The 22,032-nt window shown below is 67.0% G+C and carries 19 protein-coding genes; 17 read left to right on the forward strand and 2 right to left on the reverse strand.

Features of this window, described 5'->3' with window-relative positions:
- The first annotated feature begins 2 nt into the window (after positions 1 to 2).
- The 16 genes from GO615_RS24035 (at position 3) to GO615_RS24110 (ending at position 19,626) form a co-directional block, all read left to right on the forward strand.
- Positions 3 to 2,519 carry a cytochrome c3 family protein gene (locus GO615_RS24035; RefSeq protein WP_169132414.1) on the forward strand — a complete coding sequence of 839 codons (2,517 nt, stop codon included), beginning with the start codon at positions 3 to 5 and terminating at the stop codon, positions 2,517 to 2,519.
- An 88-nt stretch (positions 2,520 to 2,607) separates the two neighbouring features.
- Positions 2,608 to 2,955 carry a hypothetical protein gene (locus GO615_RS24040; RefSeq protein ID WP_169132415.1) on the forward strand — a complete coding sequence of 116 codons (348 nt, stop codon included), beginning with the start codon at positions 2,608 to 2,610 and terminating at the stop codon, positions 2,953 to 2,955.
- Positions 2,956 to 2,968: 13 nt separating this feature from the next.
- Positions 2,969 to 4,339, forward strand: coding sequence for a LuxE/PaaK family acyltransferase (locus GO615_RS24045; protein WP_169132416.1), 1,371 nt, complete (start codon positions 2,969 to 2,971; stop codon positions 4,337 to 4,339).
- A 163-nt stretch (positions 4,340 to 4,502) separates the two neighbouring features.
- Positions 4,503 to 6,095, forward strand: coding sequence for a B12-binding domain-containing radical SAM protein (locus tag GO615_RS24050; RefSeq protein WP_169132417.1), 1,593 nt, complete (start codon positions 4,503 to 4,505; stop codon positions 6,093 to 6,095).
- A 66-nt stretch (positions 6,096 to 6,161) separates the two neighbouring features.
- The gene (locus GO615_RS24055; protein ID WP_169132418.1) at positions 6,162 to 8,774 is read left to right on the forward strand and encodes a cytochrome c3 family protein; all 2,613 of its coding nucleotides are present in this window, start codon (positions 6,162 to 6,164) and stop codon (positions 8,772 to 8,774) included.
- Complete coding sequence (locus tag GO615_RS24060; RefSeq protein ID WP_169132419.1) at positions 8,755 to 9,750, forward strand: hypothetical protein; 996 nt, start codon at positions 8,755 to 8,757, stop codon at positions 9,748 to 9,750. The genes GO615_RS24055 and GO615_RS24060 overlap by 20 nt, the downstream gene beginning before the upstream one ends.
- The gene (locus tag GO615_RS24065; RefSeq protein ID WP_169132420.1) at positions 9,747 to 10,601 is read left to right on the forward strand and encodes a formylglycine-generating enzyme family protein; all 855 of its coding nucleotides are present in this window, start codon (positions 9,747 to 9,749) and stop codon (positions 10,599 to 10,601) included. Before GO615_RS24060 ends, GO615_RS24065 begins: the two co-directional genes overlap by 4 nt.
- The gene (locus GO615_RS24070) at positions 10,602 to 11,540 is read left to right on the forward strand and encodes a formylglycine-generating enzyme family protein (protein WP_169132421.1); all 939 of its coding nucleotides are present in this window, start codon (positions 10,602 to 10,604) and stop codon (positions 11,538 to 11,540) included.
- A 3-nt stretch (positions 11,541 to 11,543) separates the two neighbouring features.
- A complete protein-coding gene (locus GO615_RS24075; RefSeq protein ID WP_169132422.1) occupies positions 11,544 to 12,329 on the forward strand; it encodes a tetratricopeptide repeat protein in 786 nt (261 codons plus the stop codon).
- Positions 12,330 to 12,351: 22 nt separating this feature from the next.
- Complete coding sequence (gene ccsA, locus GO615_RS24080) at positions 12,352 to 13,173, forward strand: cytochrome c biogenesis protein CcsA (protein WP_246262436.1); 822 nt, start codon at positions 12,352 to 12,354, stop codon at positions 13,171 to 13,173.
- A gap of 44 nt (positions 13,174 to 13,217) precedes the next feature.
- The gene (locus GO615_RS24085) at positions 13,218 to 14,192 is read left to right on the forward strand and encodes an AAA family ATPase (protein WP_169132423.1); all 975 of its coding nucleotides are present in this window, start codon (positions 13,218 to 13,220) and stop codon (positions 14,190 to 14,192) included.
- Positions 14,189 to 15,178, forward strand: coding sequence for a DUF58 domain-containing protein (locus GO615_RS24090; RefSeq protein ID WP_169132424.1), 990 nt, complete (start codon positions 14,189 to 14,191; stop codon positions 15,176 to 15,178). The genes GO615_RS24085 and GO615_RS24090 overlap by 4 nt, the downstream gene beginning before the upstream one ends.
- Entirely contained in the window at positions 15,175 to 15,663 is a 489-nt protein-coding gene (locus GO615_RS24095) for a DUF4381 domain-containing protein (RefSeq protein ID WP_169132425.1), read from the forward strand. The genes GO615_RS24090 and GO615_RS24095 overlap by 4 nt, the downstream gene beginning before the upstream one ends.
- Positions 15,660 to 16,658 (forward strand): VWA domain-containing protein, encoded by a 999-nt coding sequence (locus GO615_RS24100; RefSeq protein WP_169132426.1) that lies wholly within the window; start codon positions 15,660 to 15,662, stop codon positions 16,656 to 16,658. Before GO615_RS24095 ends, GO615_RS24100 begins: the two co-directional genes overlap by 4 nt.
- Positions 16,659 to 16,723: 65 nt before the next feature.
- A complete protein-coding gene (locus GO615_RS24105) occupies positions 16,724 to 18,241 on the forward strand; it encodes a vWA domain-containing protein (protein WP_169132427.1) in 1,518 nt (505 codons plus the stop codon).
- Positions 18,232 to 19,626 carry a BatD family protein gene (locus GO615_RS24110; RefSeq protein ID WP_169132428.1) on the forward strand — a complete coding sequence of 465 codons (1,395 nt, stop codon included), beginning with the start codon at positions 18,232 to 18,234 and terminating at the stop codon, positions 19,624 to 19,626. Before GO615_RS24105 ends, GO615_RS24110 begins: the two co-directional genes overlap by 10 nt.
- Here GO615_RS24110 and GO615_RS24115 read toward each other — a convergent pair.
- Together GO615_RS24115 and GO615_RS24120 are read right to left on the reverse strand one after the other, a co-directional pair.
- Positions 19,583 to 20,569: a c-type cytochrome gene (locus GO615_RS24115; protein WP_246262437.1), complete on the reverse strand. Its 987-nt coding sequence runs from the start codon at positions 20,567 to 20,569 to the stop codon at positions 19,583 to 19,585. The two genes, GO615_RS24110 and GO615_RS24115, sit on opposite strands and share 44 nt — an antisense overlap.
- 14 nt (positions 20,570 to 20,583) lie before the next feature.
- Positions 20,584 to 21,477 (reverse strand): c-type cytochrome, encoded by an 894-nt coding sequence (locus GO615_RS24120; RefSeq protein WP_169132429.1) that lies wholly within the window; start codon positions 21,475 to 21,477, stop codon positions 20,584 to 20,586.
- Between the two features lie 144 nt (positions 21,478 to 21,621).
- On the opposite strand from GO615_RS24120, the gene GO615_RS24125 reads away from it, so the two are divergent.
- Positions 21,622 to 21,921 carry a c-type cytochrome gene (locus GO615_RS24125; protein ID WP_169132430.1) on the forward strand — a complete coding sequence of 100 codons (300 nt, stop codon included), beginning with the start codon at positions 21,622 to 21,624 and terminating at the stop codon, positions 21,919 to 21,921.
- The last annotated feature ends 111 nt before the right edge of the window (positions 21,922 to 22,032 follow it).

Consider the following 22,032-nt stretch of genomic DNA (forward strand, 5'->3'; position numbering starts at 1 on the left):
AGATGGGTATAAGAGACAGCGCCCTGCGCCACGCCGCGATCGCCCTCCTTGCGCTCGCCTGCATCGCCCCCGCCGCAGCCCAGCAGTCGAAGATCGCCAATACCAAGCACAACCTGTCCGCGTCCGGATCGGGAACGGTCAAGGCGACCGCCGAGAGCCAGATCTGCGTCTTCTGCCACACCCCGCATGCGGCCAACGCTGCCGCGCCGGCGCCGCTGTGGAACCGCGATCTTTCCAGCGCCACCTATACGCCCTACACATCCAACTCGCTGGACGCCCAGACCATTTTCGGCGCCCTGTCCCAACCCGGCGGCAGCTCCAAGCTGTGCCTGTCCTGCCACGACGGCACGATGGCGATCGGAACGGTCGGCGTCCTGGGGGGCAAGACCAACGTGTCGGTGACGATGAGCGGCACCGACGCTGGCAAGATGCCGGCCGGTCCGCAAGGCGCCACCTCCGGCTTCACGCGCAATCTGGGCATCGACCTGCGCAACGACCATCCCATCTCCTTCACGTTCAACGACACGCTGGCTGCCGCGGACGGCGAATTGCGCCGCATGGACCTCCAGCAGCGTTACCCCGCCGGCTCGGGCACCGTCATCGGCATCCGCAGCACCGGCTTCAAGCCGCTGCTGCCGCTGCAGCCGACCGGCACGGCCGGAGCGGGACAGGTGCAATGCACCACCTGTCACGACCCGCATCTCGACGTATCGAAATTCCTGCGCCTGAACCGCTTCCAGACCGTCACCCCGTCCGGCACCGATTTCAAGCCTGCCTCCGATCAGATCTGCCTCGGCTGCCACGACAAGCTCGGCACCGCATGGTCGCAGTCCTCGCACGCCTCGCAGACCATCGCCGACGAGCAGTACAAGCTCGAGGCCGCCAACCGCCGCGAATTTCCCACGACCACCCAGGTCTGGCAGGCCGCCTGTCTCAACTGCCACGACACCCACGCGGTGCAGGGCTCACGGCGACTGCTGCGCGAAGGCGTCGGCGGGACCAGCGGCGGCACCGGCGTCGGTAGCTACAAGACCGGCTCGACCTCGACACCCAACACCGTTTCCGCCATCGAGGAAACCTGCTACCAGTGCCACGCGAACGCGGCCGAAAGCGTCATCAGCACCGCCACCGGGGCCGTCCCGAACATCAAGATGGACTTCGGCCCCACCAACAAGCACATGCCGATCACCACGGCGGAGCAGAAGTCGGGCGTCGAAATCCACGACATCAAGGACCGCAACTTCACGGAGAGCCGGGAGAGCCTGGGCCAGATCAACGTAAACAACCGGCACGCGGAGTGCACCGACTGCCACAACCCGCACCGCGTCACGCGCAACAGCCTGTTCAACCTCGGCGGGACGGACCAGCGGACTCACGTGCCCGGCGGGGTGAACGGCAATATCGCATCGGGCGCCCTGCGCGGCGCCTTCGGCGTCGAGCCCGTATACGGCTCGCGCAGCTTCTTCGAACTGCCGAACAGCTACCAGGAAAAGGTCGGCGACGGCGGGCAGGGCGCGAGCACCGCAGTGAGCAGCCCATGGGTCACGCGCGAATACCAGGTGTGCCTGAAGTGCCATTCCGACTACGGCTACCCCGACGATAACGTATTCCCGAGCGGCAACCGGCGCCCCGAACTCGGCCCGCCCGGCACGTCTTCCGGGGCTGCCATCACCGGCCGGAACAACTATACGCGCTATACCAACCAGGCCCGCGAATTCCAGGCGCCGACCGCGCACCAGGGCGCTCCCGGCTCCCTCGGCGCCGATGCCGGCGCGGGCGCGGCCTACAACACCGACAACCATCGCTCCTGGCATCCGGTCATGAACAACACCGGCCGCACGATCGGCCTGCGCAACACCGCCGTCGCCAATGCGTGGCGCGCGCCGTGGAACGCGAGTGTCGGCACCAACACCATGCACTGCACCGACTGCCACGGCTCCGACACGGCGGCCGGGACGATCACGCCTGCTGCCGGACAGAACTGGGGGCCGCACGGCTCGGCGAATGATTTCCTGCTGAAGGGGCTGTGGAACACCAGCAGCGGCAGCGGGCAGGCCAACACGCTCTGCTTCAAGTGCCACGAATCGACCCGCTACGCGGATCGCAACGGTACGGGCACGGGTTTCAGTGGCGGAGGACGCGGCGATCTGCACGCCTACCATACCGACAAGATCGGGAGAATCCGCTGCAACTGGTGCCATGTCGCCGTCCCGCACGGCTGGAAGAACAAGTCCCTGCTCGTCAACCTCAACGACATCGGCGCCGAAGCCGGCTATGCCGGCAGCAGCAAGGAAGTTGCAACGAATGGAAGCAACTCCACGTACAACGAAGGTCCGTACTACCGCAACGCCAAGCTGAAGGTCGTGAATTTCAAGCAGAACGCCAGCTGGAGCGATACCGACTGCGGTTCGGCGGGCAAGGCGTCCGGTGACCGTATTGCCAACAGCCAGGGGGGAACGACGAACACCACCGGCACCGGCAAGAACTGGATGATCAGCACCTGCGACAATCCGCCATAGGCAAGCGATCTGATCAGCATCAACCCGACCCCGGCGCCGAATTGCTAGAGTGCGCGGCATTCGCTTTCCGACGGGCATCGCCGCGCACATGAAACCCTGGCTCATCCTCATCAACGACTTCGCCCACGACCTGTTCACCGGCCTGTGGTTCGGCGGCTTCCTGACCATGTTCGTGCTGCGCCAGCGTGCCGCCGATCCGGCACTCGACGCGGGCCAGCTCGCGCTCATGAACGAACTCATCGGCGTCTTCGTGTGGGTGACGGCGATCTCGCTCGGCTGCATCATCCTCACCGGCCTGTTCCGCTTCTTCTACTACCGCAGCTGGGACGGCGCCGGCATGAAGGATGTCAAGAAGCGCCTCCTGATCATCAAGCACGCCGTGCTCGGCTCGTCCTTCCTGATCGGCACGGGCTTCGTCGTCGCCTGGAGCCTGTAAGGGGGGAGCGCGCATGAACACCGACACCGCAAACTCCGCCAGCACTGCCGACCCCGAACGCGACCGGCTCGCCGCCCGCATCCGGGCGATGATCGACGGCGGCGTGGACGGCGACTCTGCCCCCTTCGCCACGCTCGCCCTCGAACTTTTCGCCTGGCAATACGCGCGCAACGAGCCCTACCGCCAATTCTGCGCGGCCAAGGGGATCAGCCCGGACACGGTCACGCACTGGCGCGACATCCCGGCCTTCCCCACCGACGCCTTCAAGACCGCCATCGTCACCTCCTTCCCGCTCGAGCAGGCCGTCATGGCCCAGCTCACCAGCGGCACCACGGCGATCCGGCGCGGCCAGATCTTCCGCGACGAAACCGGCCGCGAACTCGTGCTCGCAGCCAACCGCACGATGACCCACGCGTGGCTGTTCCCCGACTTCGCCAGGGGCCAGCGCTGCCGCATCCTCATCCTCGCCCCCAGCCCCGAGATGGCCCCGTCGATGGGCATGGCGATCGGCATGGAAGAGACGCGCCGCCATTTCGGCACGCCCGACAGCCGCTTCCTCCTCGACTACTCCGGGCTCGACATCAAGTCACTGATCGCCGCGCTCGAACAATCCGAATCCACCGGCGTTCCCGTCGCCATGATCGGATCGACCTCCGCCTTCGTGTACTTCTTCAACGCCTGCAAGGCGCGCGGACTGCGCTTCCGCCTGCCCGCCGGCAGCCGCATCGGCGACGGCGGCGGCTACCGCGGCCGCTTCGGCGAACTCACCCAGGACGACTTCTTCCGCCTCGCCGAGGAAGTGCTCGCGATTCCCGCCTCGCACTGCGTGAACGTGCTGGGGATGGCGGAAACGGCCACCGGCTACTTCGACGACACGCTGCGCTCGGCAATCCTCGGCCGCAGCTCCGCCCGCCGCCGCCGCGTGCCCCCCTGGGCACGCGTCGATGTCGTCGACATCGAGACGCTGCAGCCGCTGCCGGCAGGCGAAGTCGGGCTGCTGCGGCATTACGACCTCGCCAACCTCCCGACCGTGATCGCCGTGCAGACCGACAACCTCGGCTACATCGACCACGACGGCCACTTCCAGATCGTCGGCCGCGCCAAACTCGTCGACGGCAGGATCACCCCCGTGCCGAGCGAACGTGCAGTCGGCCCGATGGGTGACAAGCGCATCTTCCGCTTCCTCGAGGCCTACGTGAATTTCTCCATCCGCTTCAAGATGGGCCTCGCCCGCGCCCGCCGACCGGCCACCGGCAGCGCCATCCCGGCGCCGCTGCCGATGACCCCGCCCGTCTGCCCGTGCGACGAGTTGAGCGAGGAGATGCTCGCCAACCCCGTCCCCCGCACGGAATCGCCCGCCGACACCTCCTCAGCCACTCGCTGATCGAGCGCCGTTTCCACGACATCTCCCGCGTGCCGGCCCCGCCGGCGCGCTGTTCCGCCTCGCCTTCGACAATGCCGTTGATGTACGTCAAACCCTGCCGACTAGGGCTCACCTACCATGCCGCCGGTAGTCTGACCCCCAACACGTCCGCGCGCAGAGAACAATGAAAACCAACGGCTCCCCCATCACCTTCATCCCCCCCCCGCGGACCGCCCCGACCGCACCGCGGCAACGCAAGATCAAGCGCGTCGCCCTCGTCACCGTGCCCTATCACTCCGGGGTCGTCGAATCCGCCGGCACCTGGCTCAACGTCGGCTTCGTCTACATCGCCGGCTCGCTGCGCGAGGCAGGCTACGAAGTCGACTACTACGACGCGATGGCCCTGTGGCACGACGAAGCGCAGATCCAGAAGCGCCTCGAGGACTTCCGTCCCGACGTCATCTGCACCTCGGCATTCACGGCCGCGATCGTCGCTGCAACGAAACTGCTGCGCATGGCGAAGGCGATCGACCCGGAAATCGTCACCGTCATCGGCAACGTGCATGCGACCTTCTGCTACCAGGAGATGCTGCGCATCGACCACGACGCCATCGATTACGTCGTGCGTGGCGAAGGCGAGCGCACCCTGCCCGAACTGCTCGACTGCCTCAATGCCGGCGACGACCCGGCCAAGGTCGCCGGCATCGCCTTCTGGCGCGACGGCGGCGTCATCGCCACCCGCTCGGCCCCCTTCATCCGCGACCTCGACGCCCTGCCCACCGCGTGGGACCTCGTCGAGTGGCCGATCTACAAGTACCGCGCCAAGAACGACGCACGCCTCGCCATCGTCTCCTCCGCACGCGGCTGCCAGCAGGACTGCTCCTTCTGCTCGCAAAAGCTCTTCTGGCGCCGCGGCTGGCGCGCCCGCAGCGCCGAGAACTTCGTCGCCGAAATCGAGATGCTGCACCAGAAGTACGGCGTCGAAGTCGCCATGCTCGCCGACGAGATCCCGACCTTCGACCGCGCCCGCTGGGAACGCATCCTGCAGCTCATGATCGAGCGCAAGCCCGGCGTGCGCCTGCTGATGGAAACCCGCGTCGACGACATCGTGCGCGACGAGGACATCATGGACCGCTACGCCGAGGCCGGCGTCGAGCACATCTACGTCGGCGTCGAAGCCGGCCAGCAGGCCACCCTCGACCTGTTCAAGAAAGGCTCGAAGGCCGCCGACTCGCGCCGCGCCATCGACATCATCAACGGCTCCGACATCGTCTCCGAAACCTCCTTCGTGCTCGGCATGCCCGGCGACACGCCCGAGACCTTCAAGGAAGCCGTCGAGCTCGCCAAGCTCTACAACCCCGACATGGCCTTCTTCCTCGCCATCGCGCCCTGGCCCTACGCCGACCTCTACCCGCAGCTCGAGGCCCACGTCGCCACCAAGGATTACAGCAAGTACAACCTCGTGCAGCCCGTCGTCAAACCCGACGCGATGACGCTCGAGGAAGTCGAGCGCGAGCTGGGCCGCGCCTCGCGCAACTTCTTCATGCACAAGTTCCAGAATCTCGACCAGCTGTCGTCGTGGAAACAGGAATTCATGCTGGCCGTGTTCGACATCCTCATCAACCACTCCTACCTCTCGGGGCAGATGCAGGAAATGGCCGCCGGCCAGCGCATGCCCGAGGCGGTCAAGCAGATGCTGCGCAAGGTCAACGCCACGCGCCGCGACCTCAAGGTCCAGGCCGGCGCCGAGCCGCGCAACTTCGCGCCGATCCCATAATCGTTTAGCATTAACCGTTTCGCATTCGCCGATGCGCCGAAAAATACCCGCAGCAGTGAAAAGGTTATGAAGAATTTCCGCAAATTCCATGCCCTCGCGCTAGTCGCGGCAGCCCTGCTCGGATACGGCGCGCTGGCGCCGGCGCAGAACACCAATGCGAACGTAAAAGGCACCAAGCACAACCTGTCCGCCACCGGACCGGGAAGCGTCAAGGCGGCCACCCAGAACCAGATCTGCGTCTTCTGCCATACCCCGCACGCCGCCAATGCGACCGCGCCGGCGCCACTCTGGAACCGCAAGATTGGCGGCGCCACAAACGACACCAACACCTACGCCGCCACCTACACCCCCTACACATCGAACTCGCTCGACGCCGAAGACGTCCTCAACAACAGCCCGATCGGCGAACCCGGCGGCGCGTCGAAACTGTGCCTCTCCTGCCACGACGGTAGCATCGCCATCGGAACCGTCGCAAACAGCCCCGGCAGCGGCACGACCGGCAGCATCCCGATGGCGGCGGGCGTCGACAAGATGCCTGTCGGTGCAGGCACGACGACCGGCTTCACGCGCAACCTCGGCACCGACCTGCGCAACGATCACCCCATCTCCTTCACCTTCAACGACACGCTGGCCACCCGCGACGGAGAACTTCGCTCTCCGCCGTACGTTACCGGCGGAAAAACCGTCGTCGGCGTCCGCAGCTCGGGCGTCAAGCCGATGCTGCCGCTCGATCACGAGGGCAAGCTGCAGTGCACCAGTTGCCACGACCCGCACCTGACGGCAAGCAAGTTCCTGCGCCTCAACCGCTTCCAGAAGAACGCCAGCGCCGGCACCGAGTTCAGCCCGACCAACGACCAGATCTGCCTCGGCTGCCACGATCGCAACAAGGATGGCGAGGGGAATGCCTACCTCGCGTGGTCCAACTCCGCTCACGCCAACTCCGACGTCGCGACCTACTCGTACAAGGGCCCGGCGGCGACGCAGCGCGAATTCCCGGACGGCGGCGCCAACGGCTCGCCGATCATCAAGGTCTGGGAAGCCGGCTGCCTGAACTGCCACGATACCCACACGGTACAGGGCTCGCGTCGTCTGCTGCGCGAAGGCACCGACAGCACCACCTCACCGAAAGCAGGCGGCAATCCCGCGATCGAGGAAACCTGCTACCAGTGCCATACCACGACCACAGCCAGCATCCTCACGGTGACGACGATGACCGCCAGCACCGGCGTGCCGAACATTAAAGACGAGTTCACCCGTGCGCGCCGCATGCCCATCACCGGAACGGAAAAACACGACATCGGCGGCAATTTTACGGACGCGGGGCACGTCGACTGCAGCGGACCAAGCAACAAGTGCGGCACGGACTTCATCGAATCGCGGGAAAAGCTGGGCGCCGGCGTCAGCACCAACCGCCACGTCGAATGCACCGACTGCCACAATCCGCACCGGGTCATCAAGAACGCCCTCTTCAACGGCACTGACGCCGATACACGCCGCACCCACAAACCGGGCGGCGCCAACGGCAACCTCGCGTCCGGCGCCTTGCGCGGCATGTGGGGCGTCGAACCCACCTGGAGCGCAAGTGGCGACTGGCCTGAACTGCCAGGCGCCTACGAGGTGAAGCGTGGGGATCCGGGCGCAAATACCGCCACGACCAAGGCCCAGAAGTTCCTCACGCGCGAGTACCAGCTGTGCCTCAAATGCCACTCCGACTACGGCTTCGGCCTGACGCCGCCCGCCACGGGCTACACCGGCGGCAGCACGTCGAACAGCATCGGCTCGAACTACACCAACATCGCCGCCGAGCTCAGCGTCAACGCCCTGGACACCCCGGTGTCCGCGAGAGACCAGGGCGAACTGGGTGAATGCGGCACAAATTGTACCGACGACGGCACTTCGATCGAGCCGACTGGTTCCTTCCCCGGCGACACGCTGTCGTCCGAAATGACCGACCTCGACAACACGACAGTCACCAACCACCGTTCCTGGCATCCGCTTCACTACCCGACCGGACGTACCTTCGACGAGCGGCGAATTTCCGATACGACCAGCCCGAACTTCCGCACACCGTTCAAAGAGGCGGTTGGTACTCAGACGATGCACTGCTCCGACTGCCATGGCCACAACGCCACTTGGACGCAGGATTCGGGGCCGAATCTGGCCACCGTGCAGGGCCCGCATGGCTCGAGCAACGACTTCATCCTGCGTGGCGACTGGAGTACAAGCACGACCATCGGCGGCTCCGGCTTGTGCTTCAACTGCCACAACCCGACTGCCGGCACCACCGGCACCGGCGACAACGGCTCCGGGCGCACCAGCGGTTTCAACAATGCCGGGACGAACGGCGGCGGAGGCCACGCCAACGAACATGGCGGCGCACCCTGCATGCGCTGCCACGTCGCCGTGCCGCACGGCTGGAAGAACAAGGCGTTGCTGGTGAACCTCAACTGCCGCGGCCCCGAGGGCGGCGCGGCCGCGGGCAGCTGCGACCCCACCAGCGGCTACGCCAACTACCCGAGCCGCAACGGCCGCTACACCAACGGCCCCTACTACGTCGAATCCTTCCTGCGCGTGCGCACCTGGGTGCCAAGCGGCAACTGGTCCGAAAGCCGCTGCGGCCGCTCGGGCTCGGATGGCACCGGCGAAAAGTGGATGAACGATGGCGGCTACTGCAACTGAGCGCACGCTGCACGCGCTCGCGTCGCCCAAATGGATGCTCGCGTTCTTTGCGTTCGCGGCCGCGAGCGCAGTGCTGTCCATCCATTTCCCGGAACTTATCACCGCCGCGTGGACGGTCCCGCTCGCTCTGTTCGCAGTGACGCTGCTCGCCTCCATCCTGACGCGGCCGCGCTTTCGTCGCGACCCGCTGCTGCTGGGCCTGCATCTGGCACTGCTCGCGATTATCGCCCTCGTCGGACTCGCCCGCCTGACCTACCTCGATGGCGCGGTGACGCTCACCGAAGGCGGTGAGCCCTTCGCCGGCGTGCTGGACATCGAGCAGCGCGGGCCGTTCCACCCGAGCAAACTCGACCGGCTGCGCTTCGCCAACGAGGGGGTCTTCGAAGCATTCGACGCCAACGAACGCGGTCCCGCGATCCACAGCCGCATCCGCTGGTGGGACAGCGCCGGTCGCAGCCACGTCGCGGAGATCGCCAACGACGTCCCGCTCCTGCTCGCCGGCTACCGCATCTACGCGACTTACAATCGCGGCTTTTCCCCGGTATTTCGCTGGCACTCGAAAAACGGCGAAACCGACGTCGGCGCAGTGCAACTGCGCGGCGATCTGGACTTCGGCATGGCCAACGAATGGACTCCCCCGAACGGCCGGCCGCTCTGGATAATGCTCGATCCGCAGCGCTCCACGCTCATGCAGCCGGGTGAACAGCGCAGCGGCCTGGGTGCGAAATCGCTGCCGCATCGCATCGTCGTGCGCCGTGACACGACCCGCGAAACGCTGGAACCCGGCCAGACCATCTCCTTCGATGACGGCTCGCTGACCTACCTCGGCCTGCGCAGCTGGATGGGCTACCGCATCGTGTACGACCTCGCATCCGACTGGCTCATGGGCGCGTCACTGATTCTCGTACTGTGCATGTCCTTGTACTACTGGCGTACCCTGCGTATTCCGGCCGTGCAAACTGCAACCGCATCATGACACCCCTTGACCGCTTTCTCCTGTCGGCTGCTCTGGCGCTCGCCGCCGCCTCCGGTTCCGCTCGGGCTGCTCCCTCTGCACACAATCCCACCGTCAAGGATCCGCTCAGCGGCATCACCTTCGTCCGGATGGCGAAGGGGTGCTATCAGATGGGCGTCCCCGCCGACGCATTTGCCGACCAGGACGGCGCCTTCCGTCGCCGCGTGGAAAGGACCGAAGGCCCCGTGCATGAAGCCTGCATCGACGAGTTCTGGATTGCCCGGCACGAGATCACCGAAGCCCAGTGGCGCGCGGTGATGGGACCGCGCCCCGGCGCCGGAGCCGACGACTTGCCGGTCAGCGGCACGAGCTGGCAGGAGGCGGTCGCATTCACCGCGCGCCTGAGCGAGCGAGCCGGACCCGGCTGGCGCTACCGCCTGCCGACCGAGGCCGAATGGGAATACGCCTGTCGCGCCGGCAGCGCACCGGTCACCGCACTTCCCGACCGCGGCCGCATGGACGGCGTCGCGTGGTACTCGTCGCCCTACGGTCGCGCATCGGCCGGCAAGCGGCCGCGGAACCCGCAACCGGCAGGCAGGATGAGCGGAAACGCTGCCGGACTGTATGACATGCTCGGCAACGTCTGGGAATGGACCCTCGATGCCTACGCCGACGACGCCTACCGGCGCCATGCCCTTTTCAATCCGCGCATCGACTCCGCCGCACACGGAGTGAGCCGGACTGCGCGCGGCGGCAGCATCCGTTCCGATATCCGCTGGATGCGCTGTGAAGCCCGCACCTCGCTCGACGCGGAAACCCGGCTCGACACGGTCGGCTTCCGCGTCGTACGCGTCCCGTCAGGAGGAAAATGAATGAAGAAACTGCTACGGTTTGCTTGCGCCGTCTTGTCCATGCTGCCGCTGGCAGCCCACGCTGCGGCCCCGCTGCCGGCGGAGGTCGAAGTCAACGGTGTCGAGTTCGTCCTGATCCCGGCCGGCAAGGTTTGGGTACCCGTGCCGCACCTCGACCCGAAGACAGGGCTCAACCTCGAGAACGGCATGCGTGAGCTGCAGTTCGCCACGAAAAGCTTCTACATCGCGAAATACGAGGCGCGCGCCCGCGACTTCCTCCGCTTCATGAGCGAAGGCAAACCGGTACACGCCGCGCACTATGACGCGAAGGATCCCGAGGATGACGACAGCGGCTCGCTCGGCGGATGCAGCGTACGCCGCGGCGCGAACGGCTTCACCTTGGTCGCCCCCGACCGGGACCTGCCCGCCACGCACCTGTCGTGGGATCTCGCGAACGAGTTCTCGACCTGGATGGGATTCCGCATGCCGACGGAGATCGAATGGGTCCGGGCATTCCGCGGCGATGACAAGCGCCGCTACCCGTGGGGCGACGAATATCCGGACGACACCTATGCGTCCTTCCAGGAAGGCGCCACCTCATGCAACGTGCAGCCGGTCGATGCGTTCGCGAAAGGAGCGTCGCCGTTCGGAGTGCGCAACATGGCCGGCAACATCTATGAATACGTCGCCGACTGGGAGAATGTCGAGCACTACAACAGCCTTAAGGGTGGCGAAACCAACCCGGTCGCGCGCGCCCCCCACGAGGTGCCGGGCGACCCCGGAAAATTCCGCGTGCTGCGCGGTGGTCGTTGGGCTTCGGGTCCTGCCGCACTCTCGATTTACGGCAACCGCACCCGACGCCTGCCGAGTTCTCCCTTCCGCTGCTACGGCGTGCGTTTCGCGCTCGACACTACGACCGTCGAGCGGCATCTCGCAGCCGGCACCGCACGTACCCGTTGATCGATGACCACGCCCCCATCTCCACGCAAACGGCGCGATCGCCGCGGCGCCGCAGCCCTGGCAGTAACCGCGGGAATCATCCTTTGCGGCTATCTGCTGAGCCTGCTGCCGGGACGCGCAGTGCGAGGAAACATCGATGCACCGTTCGCGCGCCTCGAACAGCATCGGCAAGGCTCTTCACCCGCAAGAGCGGAAGAGTCGCCTGCGACACAGGACAAGCACGATCACCTGCCTCCTCCTGCCCGGCACGCACTGAAGACCGCCGAAGGCCAGATCGAAGCGAAACATTTCAATGAGGCGATCGCGACCCTGAATCGCCAGCGACCGGCACTCAAGAACGAGCCACAGGCGCTTCTGCTGCTCGCACGCGCACTGGAAGGCAATCGGGATCATGCCGCCGCCCGTGATTTCTACACCGCCGCGCTCGACCGCGACCCGCTGCTGGCCGGGGCCTACTGGGGCGTAGCGACAACGTCCGAAGCACTTGGCGACCTCACGGCCGCGGTGGGCGCCATGCGCAGTTACCTGCACGTGGAGCCCGACAAGGATCCCGATCGGCTCCAGATCGCGCAGGCCCGCTCGGCCTTGTGGGAATGGGAGGCCAGGCTCGGGCGCGGGCCGTGGGGCCCCACGAAAGGGATTCCGCCGGGCTTTACCGCCGACGACATCAAACGCGACGGCCGCGGCGTAGCAGTCCGCATGCAGGTGCCAGGCACAGAACAGCCCGACGGCAGCCTGCTGGCCGAAATCCGGCACGCCGACAAACAGGTCATCTTCCCGCGCCCCTGAGCCCCCCCACCAAGACTCGCCCATGGATCTGCTGCAACTCGAACTTCTCAGCCTGTGGACAGCCCTCGTCGGCTACTCCGTCGTTTGCGTCCTGGCACTGGTGGGCCTCGTCTTCCGACGGCGCCCCGAGCGAACCACCATGGCCCTGATATGGCTGTCGGTGCTCGCCCACACCCTGTCGATCGGTGCACGCTGGGTACGCCTCGACCACCTGCCGGTGGGCAATGCCTTCGAAATGCTCTCCGCCAACATCTGGGGCCTGATGCTTGCGGTTGCCTTCGGCTACTGGCGACTTCCCAGGCTGCGCGCCTTCGCCGCCATCCTGATGCCCGTCGTGATCATGGTGATGGCCTGGATGCTGCTGATCGACCGCCAGGACTCTCTCCTGCCGCCGACCTACCGCACGGTCTGGTTGTTCATCCATATCGCCTTCATCAAGCTCTTCCTCGGCTGCGCCTTCATCGCTCTCGGCATCGCTGGAATCGTGCTGCTGCGCGCGGCCGATATCGGTCGAAGCCGCTTCGCGTCGCTACCCGACGACAAGCTGCTGGATGCCCGCGCCTACCGCTTCATGGCCCTGGCGCTCATCTTCGACACCCTCGGCATCGTCGCCGGCGCGATCTGGGCGCAGGACGCATGGGGCCGTTACTGGTCGTGGGATCCGCTCGAGATCTGGTCGCTCCTCACCTGGCTCTCCATCGGGCTCACCCTGCATGTCCGCGCGTCCTTCCACACGCGGCCGGCGACCAACAGCCTGCTGATCGCCGGAACCTTCGTCGTCGCCTTCTTTACCTTTTTCGGCATCCCGTTCGTCTCGACCGCGCTGCACAAGGGCGCCATCTGAAGCCCGGCACGACGTCCCGGCTTCGGCACCTGCATAATCGCTCCATGACCAGCACCGACAGCTTTCGCTCCCTTGCCCGCACGCTGGAGACCCTGGTGCTGGGTCAGAGCGCCCTCGTCGAGCGTCTCCTCGTCACGCTCCTCGCAGACGGTCACCTCCTCGTGGAGGGCCCGCCGGGTGTTGCAAAGACCCGCGCGGCGCACACGCTCGCAGCCTTGATCGACGCCGATTTCCACCGCATCCAGTTCACACCCGACCTGCTGCCCGCCGACCTCACCGGCAGCGAAATCTTTCGCCCCCAGGACGGCAGCTTCCACTTCGAACGGGGCCCGTTGTTCCACAACCTGCTCCTCGCCGACGAGATCAATCGCGCTCCGGCCAAGGTCCAGTCCGCGCTGCTCGAGGCGATGGGCGAACGCCAGGTCACCATCGGACAGGAAACACACGTGCTGCCACGCCTGTTCCTGGTCATGGCAACGCAGAACCCCATCGAACACGAGGGAACCTACCCCCTGCCCGAGGCGCAACTCGACCGCTTCCTGATGCACGTGCGCGTGGGCTACCCGGATACGGCGATCGAGCGCGACATCCTGCGCCTTGCGCGCGCGGAAGCGCTCGCCGGCGCCGACTCCCCGGCGAGCCCGGTACCGACACCCGCCGTCACGCCCGACGACGTCTTCGCGGCGCGTGCCGCCGTGCTTGACCTTTACCTCAGCCCCGAGCTCGAAGACTACATCCTGCAGCTCGTCGCGGCGACACGGGCGCCCGAACGCTATGTCCCCGAACTGTCGGGAAGTGTGCGCTACGGCGCCAGCCCGCGAGCCAGCATCGCGTTCGATCGCTGCGCACGGGCACGTGCGTGGCTGCACGGCCGCGACTACGTGTCGCCGGACGACATCCGCATCCTGGCCCCCGACATCCTGCGCCATCGCATCATCCCCGGCTGGGAAGCCCAGGCCGACGGAATCACCGCCGACTCCCTGATCGCCACCTTGCTGGACCACGTACCGGTACCGTGAGCCGCATCACCCGGACCGCCCCGCAGCCTCCCGCGCAAACACTTGCTCCAGGCGGCGCAGAAGCCTCCAACATGCCCTTGGCGCGCGACCTGATCGCCCTGCGTACGCGTGTCGTCGACGGCGCCTGGCGACGCACGGACGCCAAGGCCGGACTCGCCGGTGCCCACCGCACGGCATTCACCGGCCGCGGCATGGAGTTCGCCGAGGTCCGCGCCTACCGCCCCGGTGACGACCTGCGCAACGTGGACTGGCGCCATACCGCCCGGCGCGGCCGCCCGTTCACCAAACTCTTCCAAGACGAGCGCGAACACCCCGTCCTCGTCTTCGTCGATCTGGGGCCGACGATGCAGTTCGGCTCGCGCGTCGCCTTCAAGTCGGTCATTGCAGCACGCGCCGCCGCCCTGCTCGCCTGGGCGGCGGTGGAGGCCGGCGACCGGATCGGTGGCGTCGTCTGGAACGGCCGCACCCATCGCGAGATCCCCCCTCGCGGGCGCGAGACCGGCGCGCTTGCGCTGATCCGCGCGCTGACCTCGAGCGCGGCCGCGTACGCCACCTCCGATCGTCCAGCCCCTTCCGCATCGCGGGAAGGCGCCATGCTTGCCCTGGCCCGCGCGCTACGCCCCGGCACTCACGCCGTACTGATCAGCGATTTCCAGGCTCCCGGGGCCTGCAGCAACATCTCCCGCCTGCGAGCCGGATCTGGCCTGAGCCTGATACAGGTCTTCGACCCGCTCGAGAGCACCCCGCCACCGGCAGGCGTCTATCGGGTCGCCGACGGAGACACGGAGCAAACGCTGGATTTGCGCGGCGACGCGGCACGCGCGGTCTACGGCGAACCGTTTCGCCGCCGCAGTGCGCAGCTCGCGGCAACTGCGCGGCACTGCGGCGCCACACTGATCCAGCTGGCGACAAACGACGATCCCGCGGACGTGCTGCGCGCCCTCATCGCCCCCCTTCATCCCCGCGCACAATGGCGGGCGCCATGACGGCCGATGCACCGCTACCCCCTTCGATCGACCAGCTGCGCGACATCCACCTGCCGCCACCGCCCGACATGTGGCCGCCGGCCCCCATCGTGCTGCTGGTTGCGCTGGCTGTCGTCCTGATCGCCGCATGGACCGTGCGCCGCCATCGAAGGCAGACGCCCTTGCGCCGCGCCTTGCGCGAGCTCGACGCACTCGCGCGCAATCACGCCGCAGCGCAGGATCCCGTCACGCTCGCCCGCGGGATATCCCGACTTCTGCGAAACTATGCCCGCTCGCGTTTTCCCCGCGAGAACGTCGCGCGTCTGGCCGGCGCCGACTGGCTGCGCTTTCTCGACGCACACGGCACGCACGGCGACTTCACCAGCGGTCCGGGCCGGGTTCTGGACGAACTGCCCTATCGCCCCCCAGGCTCCCCCGGCGAGGATGCCGACGCTGTCGCCCTGCTCCGGATCACGCGCCAATGGCTGCGGAGAAACGCTCCATGAGCTTCGCCTGGCCCTGGATGCTCGCATTCCTGCCGCTGCCCTGGCTGCTTCGGCGGTGGTGGCCGGCCACCACTCCGACACCGGCGCTCCGCGTGCCGTCCGTGGCGGCATTCGCCACCGGCCGGACCGAAGGCTCGCCGACCAGCCCGCCCGAGGTCCGGCAGCACGCGGCACGCCGCTGGTTCGTCGCCTGCGCGTGGGCCCTGCTTCTCGTTGCGGCGGCACGACCACAAGGGCTGGCGGACCCTGCACAGGTGGCGATGAGCGGCCGCGACCTCATGATTGCGCTCGACGTCTCGGCGAGCATGGCCACGCGCGACCTGGACCTCGACGGCCGCCCGGTCGAACGACTGCACGCGGCGCGCACGCTCGCACGGGACTTCGTGCTCAGGCGCGATGGCGACCGCATCGGCCTGATCGTCTTCGGCAGCGAAACCTATCTGCACACCCCCCTCACCTGGGACATCCACGCCCTTGCCGACGGACTGTCCGCCACCGGCACCGGCCTCGCCGGACGCGAAACGGCGATCGGCGATGCGATCGGATTGGCGGTGCGGCGCATGCGGGAACAATCCGGCAACGCACGCGTCCTGATCCTGCTCACAGATGGCGCCAACACCGCCGGGAAGCTCACCCCGGAGCAGGCGAGCTGGATCGCGCAACGCGAGGGCGTGCGCATCCACGTCGTGGGGATCGGCAGCAATACGGCAAGGCCATCGTCCCCCGAAGCGGCGCAGGACTCGTCCGCAGACCTCGATGAACGCACCCTGCGCTCGATCGCGGAACAGACCGGGGGGAGCTATCACCGCGCAACCGATGCCGCCGCACTGGCCGCGTTCTATCGCGAGATCGAATCGCTCGAGCCCATCGACGGCGCCGACGCGATCATACGCACCCGGCAAGAGCTATACCCCTGGCCACTCGGCGCGGCCCTCGCATGCGCCCTGCTGCTGGGCGCACTCGGCCGCCATGAAGCAGCTCGGAGGCGTTCGTGACCGGCAGCGGACCAGGCCTCGCCTTTGACGGTTTCATTCTCCTGCGCCCGCTCTGGCTGTTGGCCTTGCTGCCGGTCGCCGCATGGCTCCTGCACACATCGCGCAATCCCGTGCGCAACGCATCCGGGTGGGAAACCGTCGTCGACGCCCACCTCCTGCCGATCCTGACGACCACGCCGCACAAGGCTCGCCGGAGCGCCCTGCCCGGCGCGGTGATCGTGCTCGCCCTGATCGCCCTCTCAGGCCCGGCCCTGCCCGGCAAGACGGTCACGACCTTCCGCACCGATGCGACGCGCGTGCTGATCGCCGATCTATCCTCCTCCGCCCCGGAAGACGCCTCCGCGCGCCTGCGCGTGGAAGTGCTCGACTTGCTCCGGGCAATGCCCGCGGGCCAGACCGCCGTGATCGCCTACGCGGAGGAGCCCTGGCTCATCGCCCCGCCCACGACGGACACCGCGACGCTCGCCCTGCTTGCTCCCGAATTGTCACAGGCGGTAATGCCGGCGCCGGGCGACCGCCCCGACCGCGCCCTGCGCCTCGGTGCCGATATCCTCGCCCGCAGCGGAGCCGCAGCGCGCGACATCGTCTGGCTCCGCGCATCGCCGGCGCGTGCCGAGATCGCCCCCTCCGCGGCGGCTGCCCTGCGCGAAGCGGGAATCCGCCTTTCCGTTCTGCAGATCGGACCGGCGGCCCTCCCAGCCCCGGCGCCCATTCGCACCGAAATCGCCGCCAGCGGCGGCCTGTGGCTGGACGCCGCCACCGACGACTCCGACATCCGCCGGCTTGTCTCCCTGCTCGACGTGGAGATCGGAGCCGCAAGCGAAGGCACGCGCCGCACCGGCACCCCGCGCGACCTTGGCCCCTGGATCCTCGCGTTTGCTGCGCTGCTTGCCGCCGTTGCCTTGCGCGCGGGACCGCTTCTCGCTGTCACGGTCGCGCTCCTGCTGCCGCCGGCCGACGCAAACGCCTTCGACTTTTCCCTCTGGCGCCCTTCCTCGCACAAGGACGCCCTGTCGAGCCTGCAACGCGGCGACTACGACAAAGCCGCCGCGCAATTCACCGACGCGCGATGGAGGGCGCTCGCCGACTATCGCGCCGGTCGTTTCCAGGCCGCTGCAGAGGCACTCGCGCCGTTCAACGATGCCGACTCGCTCTACAACCGCGGCACCGCACTGGCTCGCATCGACCGCCTCGCAGAAGCCCTCACCGCCCTGGAAGCAGCACACGCCCTGCAGCCAGCGGACCCCGACATTCGCCACAACCGCGATCTCGTGCGGGCATTGCTCGACGCGAAGGGAAATCCGCCCTCGGGGAAAGGTACACCGCCCGAGCCACCACCCGCCACCCGCGATTCGACGGCTCAGGACTCGCCTGCCCCTCCGCCGCCACCTTCCGACGCCCGCAACGCACCCTCGCCACCCGAAAGGCGGCCCACGGAAGACGATGCCCGACGCGAAGCCAGCCTCCTCGCCGACCAGTGGCTGCGGCGCGTCCCGGACGAACCTGCGGGCCTGCTACGGCGCAAGCTGCAACTCGAAGACGCACGCCGTCGCAGCGGCGAAGCGGACAAGCCATGGGAATGAACCGCCTGCACGCGCTGCGCCCGGCCATCCTTGCCTGGAGCCTCGCTCTTTGGGGCGGCACCGCGGCGGGCGATCAGCCCGGCGGCACGAACAACACGCCCGAACTCTGGCTCGAGGCGAAGTTGTCTCCGTCGGCGCCCTACGTTCAATCGCAGTCGCTCTACACGGTTCGTCTATACCAGGCCATCGGCCTTCGGGATCTCGAATTCAGGGCCCCCGCCGCGCCGCTCGCCGAAATCCGGCCGATTGGCGAACGCATCGAGGAGCTCACCCACGCAGGTCGCCGCTATCGGGTCACCGAGCGACGCTACGCCGTCCTTCCCTTCGCCAGCGGCGAGCTTGCACTAGAGCCGGCCGGAATCTCGGCACATCGCGGCAGCACGCCTCCCGCAGCACCCGATATCGTACTCAACGCACCACGGATCAAGCCCGGCGTCCGCCCGATCCCTCGCGGAGCCCCCGCAGGGGCATGGCTTCCCGCCCATGCGCTCGAACTCGCGGAATCGTGGAGTGCCGACCCCGCGACGCTCGCCGCCGGGCAGCCCATCCAGCGCACGATCCGGATCAGCGCACGCGGGATCGATGCCAGCCAGCTTCCCGAACTGCAGGTCCGCGGAGACGGGATCACCGCCCACCCCGCCCCCCCTGCCCTGCACAACCGCATCGAAGGCGACTGGAACATCGGAGTCCGTGAACAAACCTGGACCATGGTCCCTGCACGCCCGGGCGCGGTGACGGTAAGCGAAACGCGCATCGCATGGTGGAATGTCGGGACGCATCGCGCCGAAGTCGCTCGCCTGCCCGAACGCTCGCTGAGCATTGCAGCCGCACCGTCCCGCACTCCCGCTGGCGCCTCCGGATCGCCCATCCCCGACAGCGCTCCGTCACCGACGCCGCCTGCACCGCCACCACCGACGGCCGGCATCGAGCACGCCCGTGCTCCATTCGGAATCGAGCCTTCCACGGCCGCCACATACTTGCTCGTGATTGCATTGGCCGGCGGCCTGTGCATTGCCCTTCTCCGCCGCACCACCGCCTGGCTCCGCTTTGCGCACGCGTGCCTGTGCGGCGATGCCCGGGCGGCCCGCAGCGCACTACTGCAACTGGAAGCGCCGCGCCCTCCCGCCGCCGTGCCGAAAACGCTAGGCGAACTCGCGTTCTACGCGCCCACTGATTGCCAGTACCGCAAGGAACTCGCCAGGCTCGAACAACATTGCTATGGGCCGCACCACGACACCTGGCGGAACGGGATTACGCTGGCGCGCAGCCTCGTGATGTGCAAGCTCCGACGGAAATGGAACAAACGCGGCCAGCCCCAGCCTTCGGAGCATGGCCGACTGATCACTGCTTCACGGGATGGAAGACACGCGACACGTAGGAGATGATCGCGTCGATTTCGTCGCCTTTGAGCACCAATTTCCACGCCGGCATCGACGTATTCGGCAAACCCTCGCGAATCGTGTGCGCCAGTCGCTCCCGCGTCATGTCACGCATGAACGCGGGATCGGTCAGATCCCGCGGATGAGGCTCCATGAAACTGCCGATCCAGTTCTTCCCCGTGCCCGTTGCGCCGTGGCAGAACGCGCAGTTGGCCTGAAACAGGGTCTCCCCGCGCTTTTCCGCCGCAGACAATCCAGCCACCTGCGGAATGACATCATGCAGCTTGTACGGGCTTGCGCTGGCGATCGCATCAGCTGCGGTAGGCGGCGCCGCGGTGTAATCGCCCGGATCGAAATGATTGCGCGGATAGGACAACGGCCGCCCGCCCCAGGCCGGCCCCGGATCCTCCGTTCGCGCGTGATCGTGACAGGTGATGCAGGTCGACAGGAACAAGCGCTTCCCCCGCTGCTCGACCGGACTCAACTTGTCCCACGGCCGATCCAGCGGAATCTCGCCGGTGGCAAAGGGAAATGCCACCTTGTGCCGCTCGTGGTTCGGCCAGCCGTTTTCCTTGGTGTGGTAACGCGTATTCACCAGCTTGCGGCGAATGAACTCCTCACGCACGAAATCGACCACCAGCTCGATATCGCGCTCCGGGATGATGCCCTTGAAGCCCTTCATCGCCGTCCCGGGCTTCCCGTTGCGCACCGCCGCCAGCATCTGCTCGCGATTGATGTCCTTTTCGGTGTCGCGCGTGAAGTCGCGCGGCTTCGGCGCGAGATAGGTCGCAGCGAGCGTCCGCGCATCACCCGAATAACCGTGGCAGAAATAGCAGCGGAAATTGTAGATCTTGCGTCCGGCCTCGTGCCGCGCCTCCGCTTGGCTCGGAGCTGCCGCCAACGCAGAGGCGGCGAACTGGGTGGCTACGACCGCCGCCAGTCCGCCCAACCAAACTCCGAACTTCATTTCGCCTTTGCCGCCTTCTGATCCGCCGCGATGAAGCTCTGGAACACGAACTCCGAAACGTTGGCGATCTCCTGCTCGCTCAGGACCTTGCTCCACGCGGGCATCTCGGTTCCATTGCGGCCGAAGAAGGTCGCCGCATAGATCGCCGGGCGGTTAAGCACCGCACGCGAACGCTCGCTCGTGAAGTTACGCGGCACGGGCCGGATGAAGTATGCCCGCGGACCGTCGCCCGCTCCCGTCTGCCCATGGCATTCGGCACAGTTGGCCTGGTAGAAGGCCTTGCCCTTGGCCGCATCCCCCTTCAGGCCGGAAGGCATCGGCGCACTCATGTCGGCCCGTTCGCCGGGAGCAACCGGTTTTTCCCCCGGCAGCGGCAGCGCGATCGGGGGAGCCGGCGCGACGTCGGCCGCAGACGACGGCGCAGGCGCCTTGGCGTTAGGCTTGGCCGGCAGTTCGCCGTATGCCGAAGTACCCGAGATCCCGGAGATCTTGCCAGCCGCAATCACGGCCGCACGGTTGAGGATGTCGCGCTGGATGTAATCGGCCAGCGCGCCGATCTGCTCACTGCTCAGCCGGTTCCCGAAACCGACCATCGCGGTACCCGGCTTTCCGTTGGCAATGACATTGATCAGGTAGTCACGCGGCAGCTCCGTGACCTTCGTCAGATCCCGCGGCGGCGGATTCAGGCTCTTCACCGCACGCGAATTGCCATCCCCGCGATCCCCATGGCACACCGAACAGCGGTTGTGATACAGCACGTCGCCACGTGTTTCGCTCAGGCGTTTCGCCTCGGTATTTGCCTGCGCGAGAACGCCGCCGGCATTCCCCAGGCCGAACGCCACGGCACCCGCACAAACAACCGTCCGGAAGAATTGCTTGCTCTGAATCACGAATTACCTCTCGGTCGAAAAATCTGGACATTACGAATGCAAGAAACGAACCGGCCCCATCGTGCGGCATGGCATGTCGGTTGCTTCACTCCCTTAATTTGGGGCTGTGCATTGCTCGCACCGGCGCCATTCAAGGGACGATCAATGAAGTGGATCATCGCACTGCTCTGCTGCCTGCTGCCGCTTGCCGGCATGGCGGCCGGCAATGACGGGAAGACAGTCTACACCCAGATTTGCCGCGCCTGTCATGCCACGGGCGTAGCAGGAGCACCGGTCCTGGGCGATCGCAATGCTTGGGCGCCACGGATTGTAGCGGGCACCGACGCGCTGCTTGCCTCCGCGCTGCGCGGCAAGGGCGGGATGCCGCCAAAGGGAGGCAATGCCGGCCTGACCGACGCCCAGGTGCGCGCTGCCGTCGAATACATGGTGTCCCAGTCGCGATGAGGAAGGACCCGGACGTGCCGTGCCGGCCCGGCGGCGCGCGACCGCGCAGCTTCCCGCAGTTGAGAATGGCGTTCCACGGTTTGATAATAGCCATCGCCCACCCCTTCCTCC

Origin of the sequence: Aromatoleum evansii, assembly GCF_012910805.1 — a bacterium.
Classification (GTDB): domain Bacteria; phylum Pseudomonadota; class Gammaproteobacteria; order Burkholderiales; family Rhodocyclaceae; genus Aromatoleum; species Aromatoleum evansii.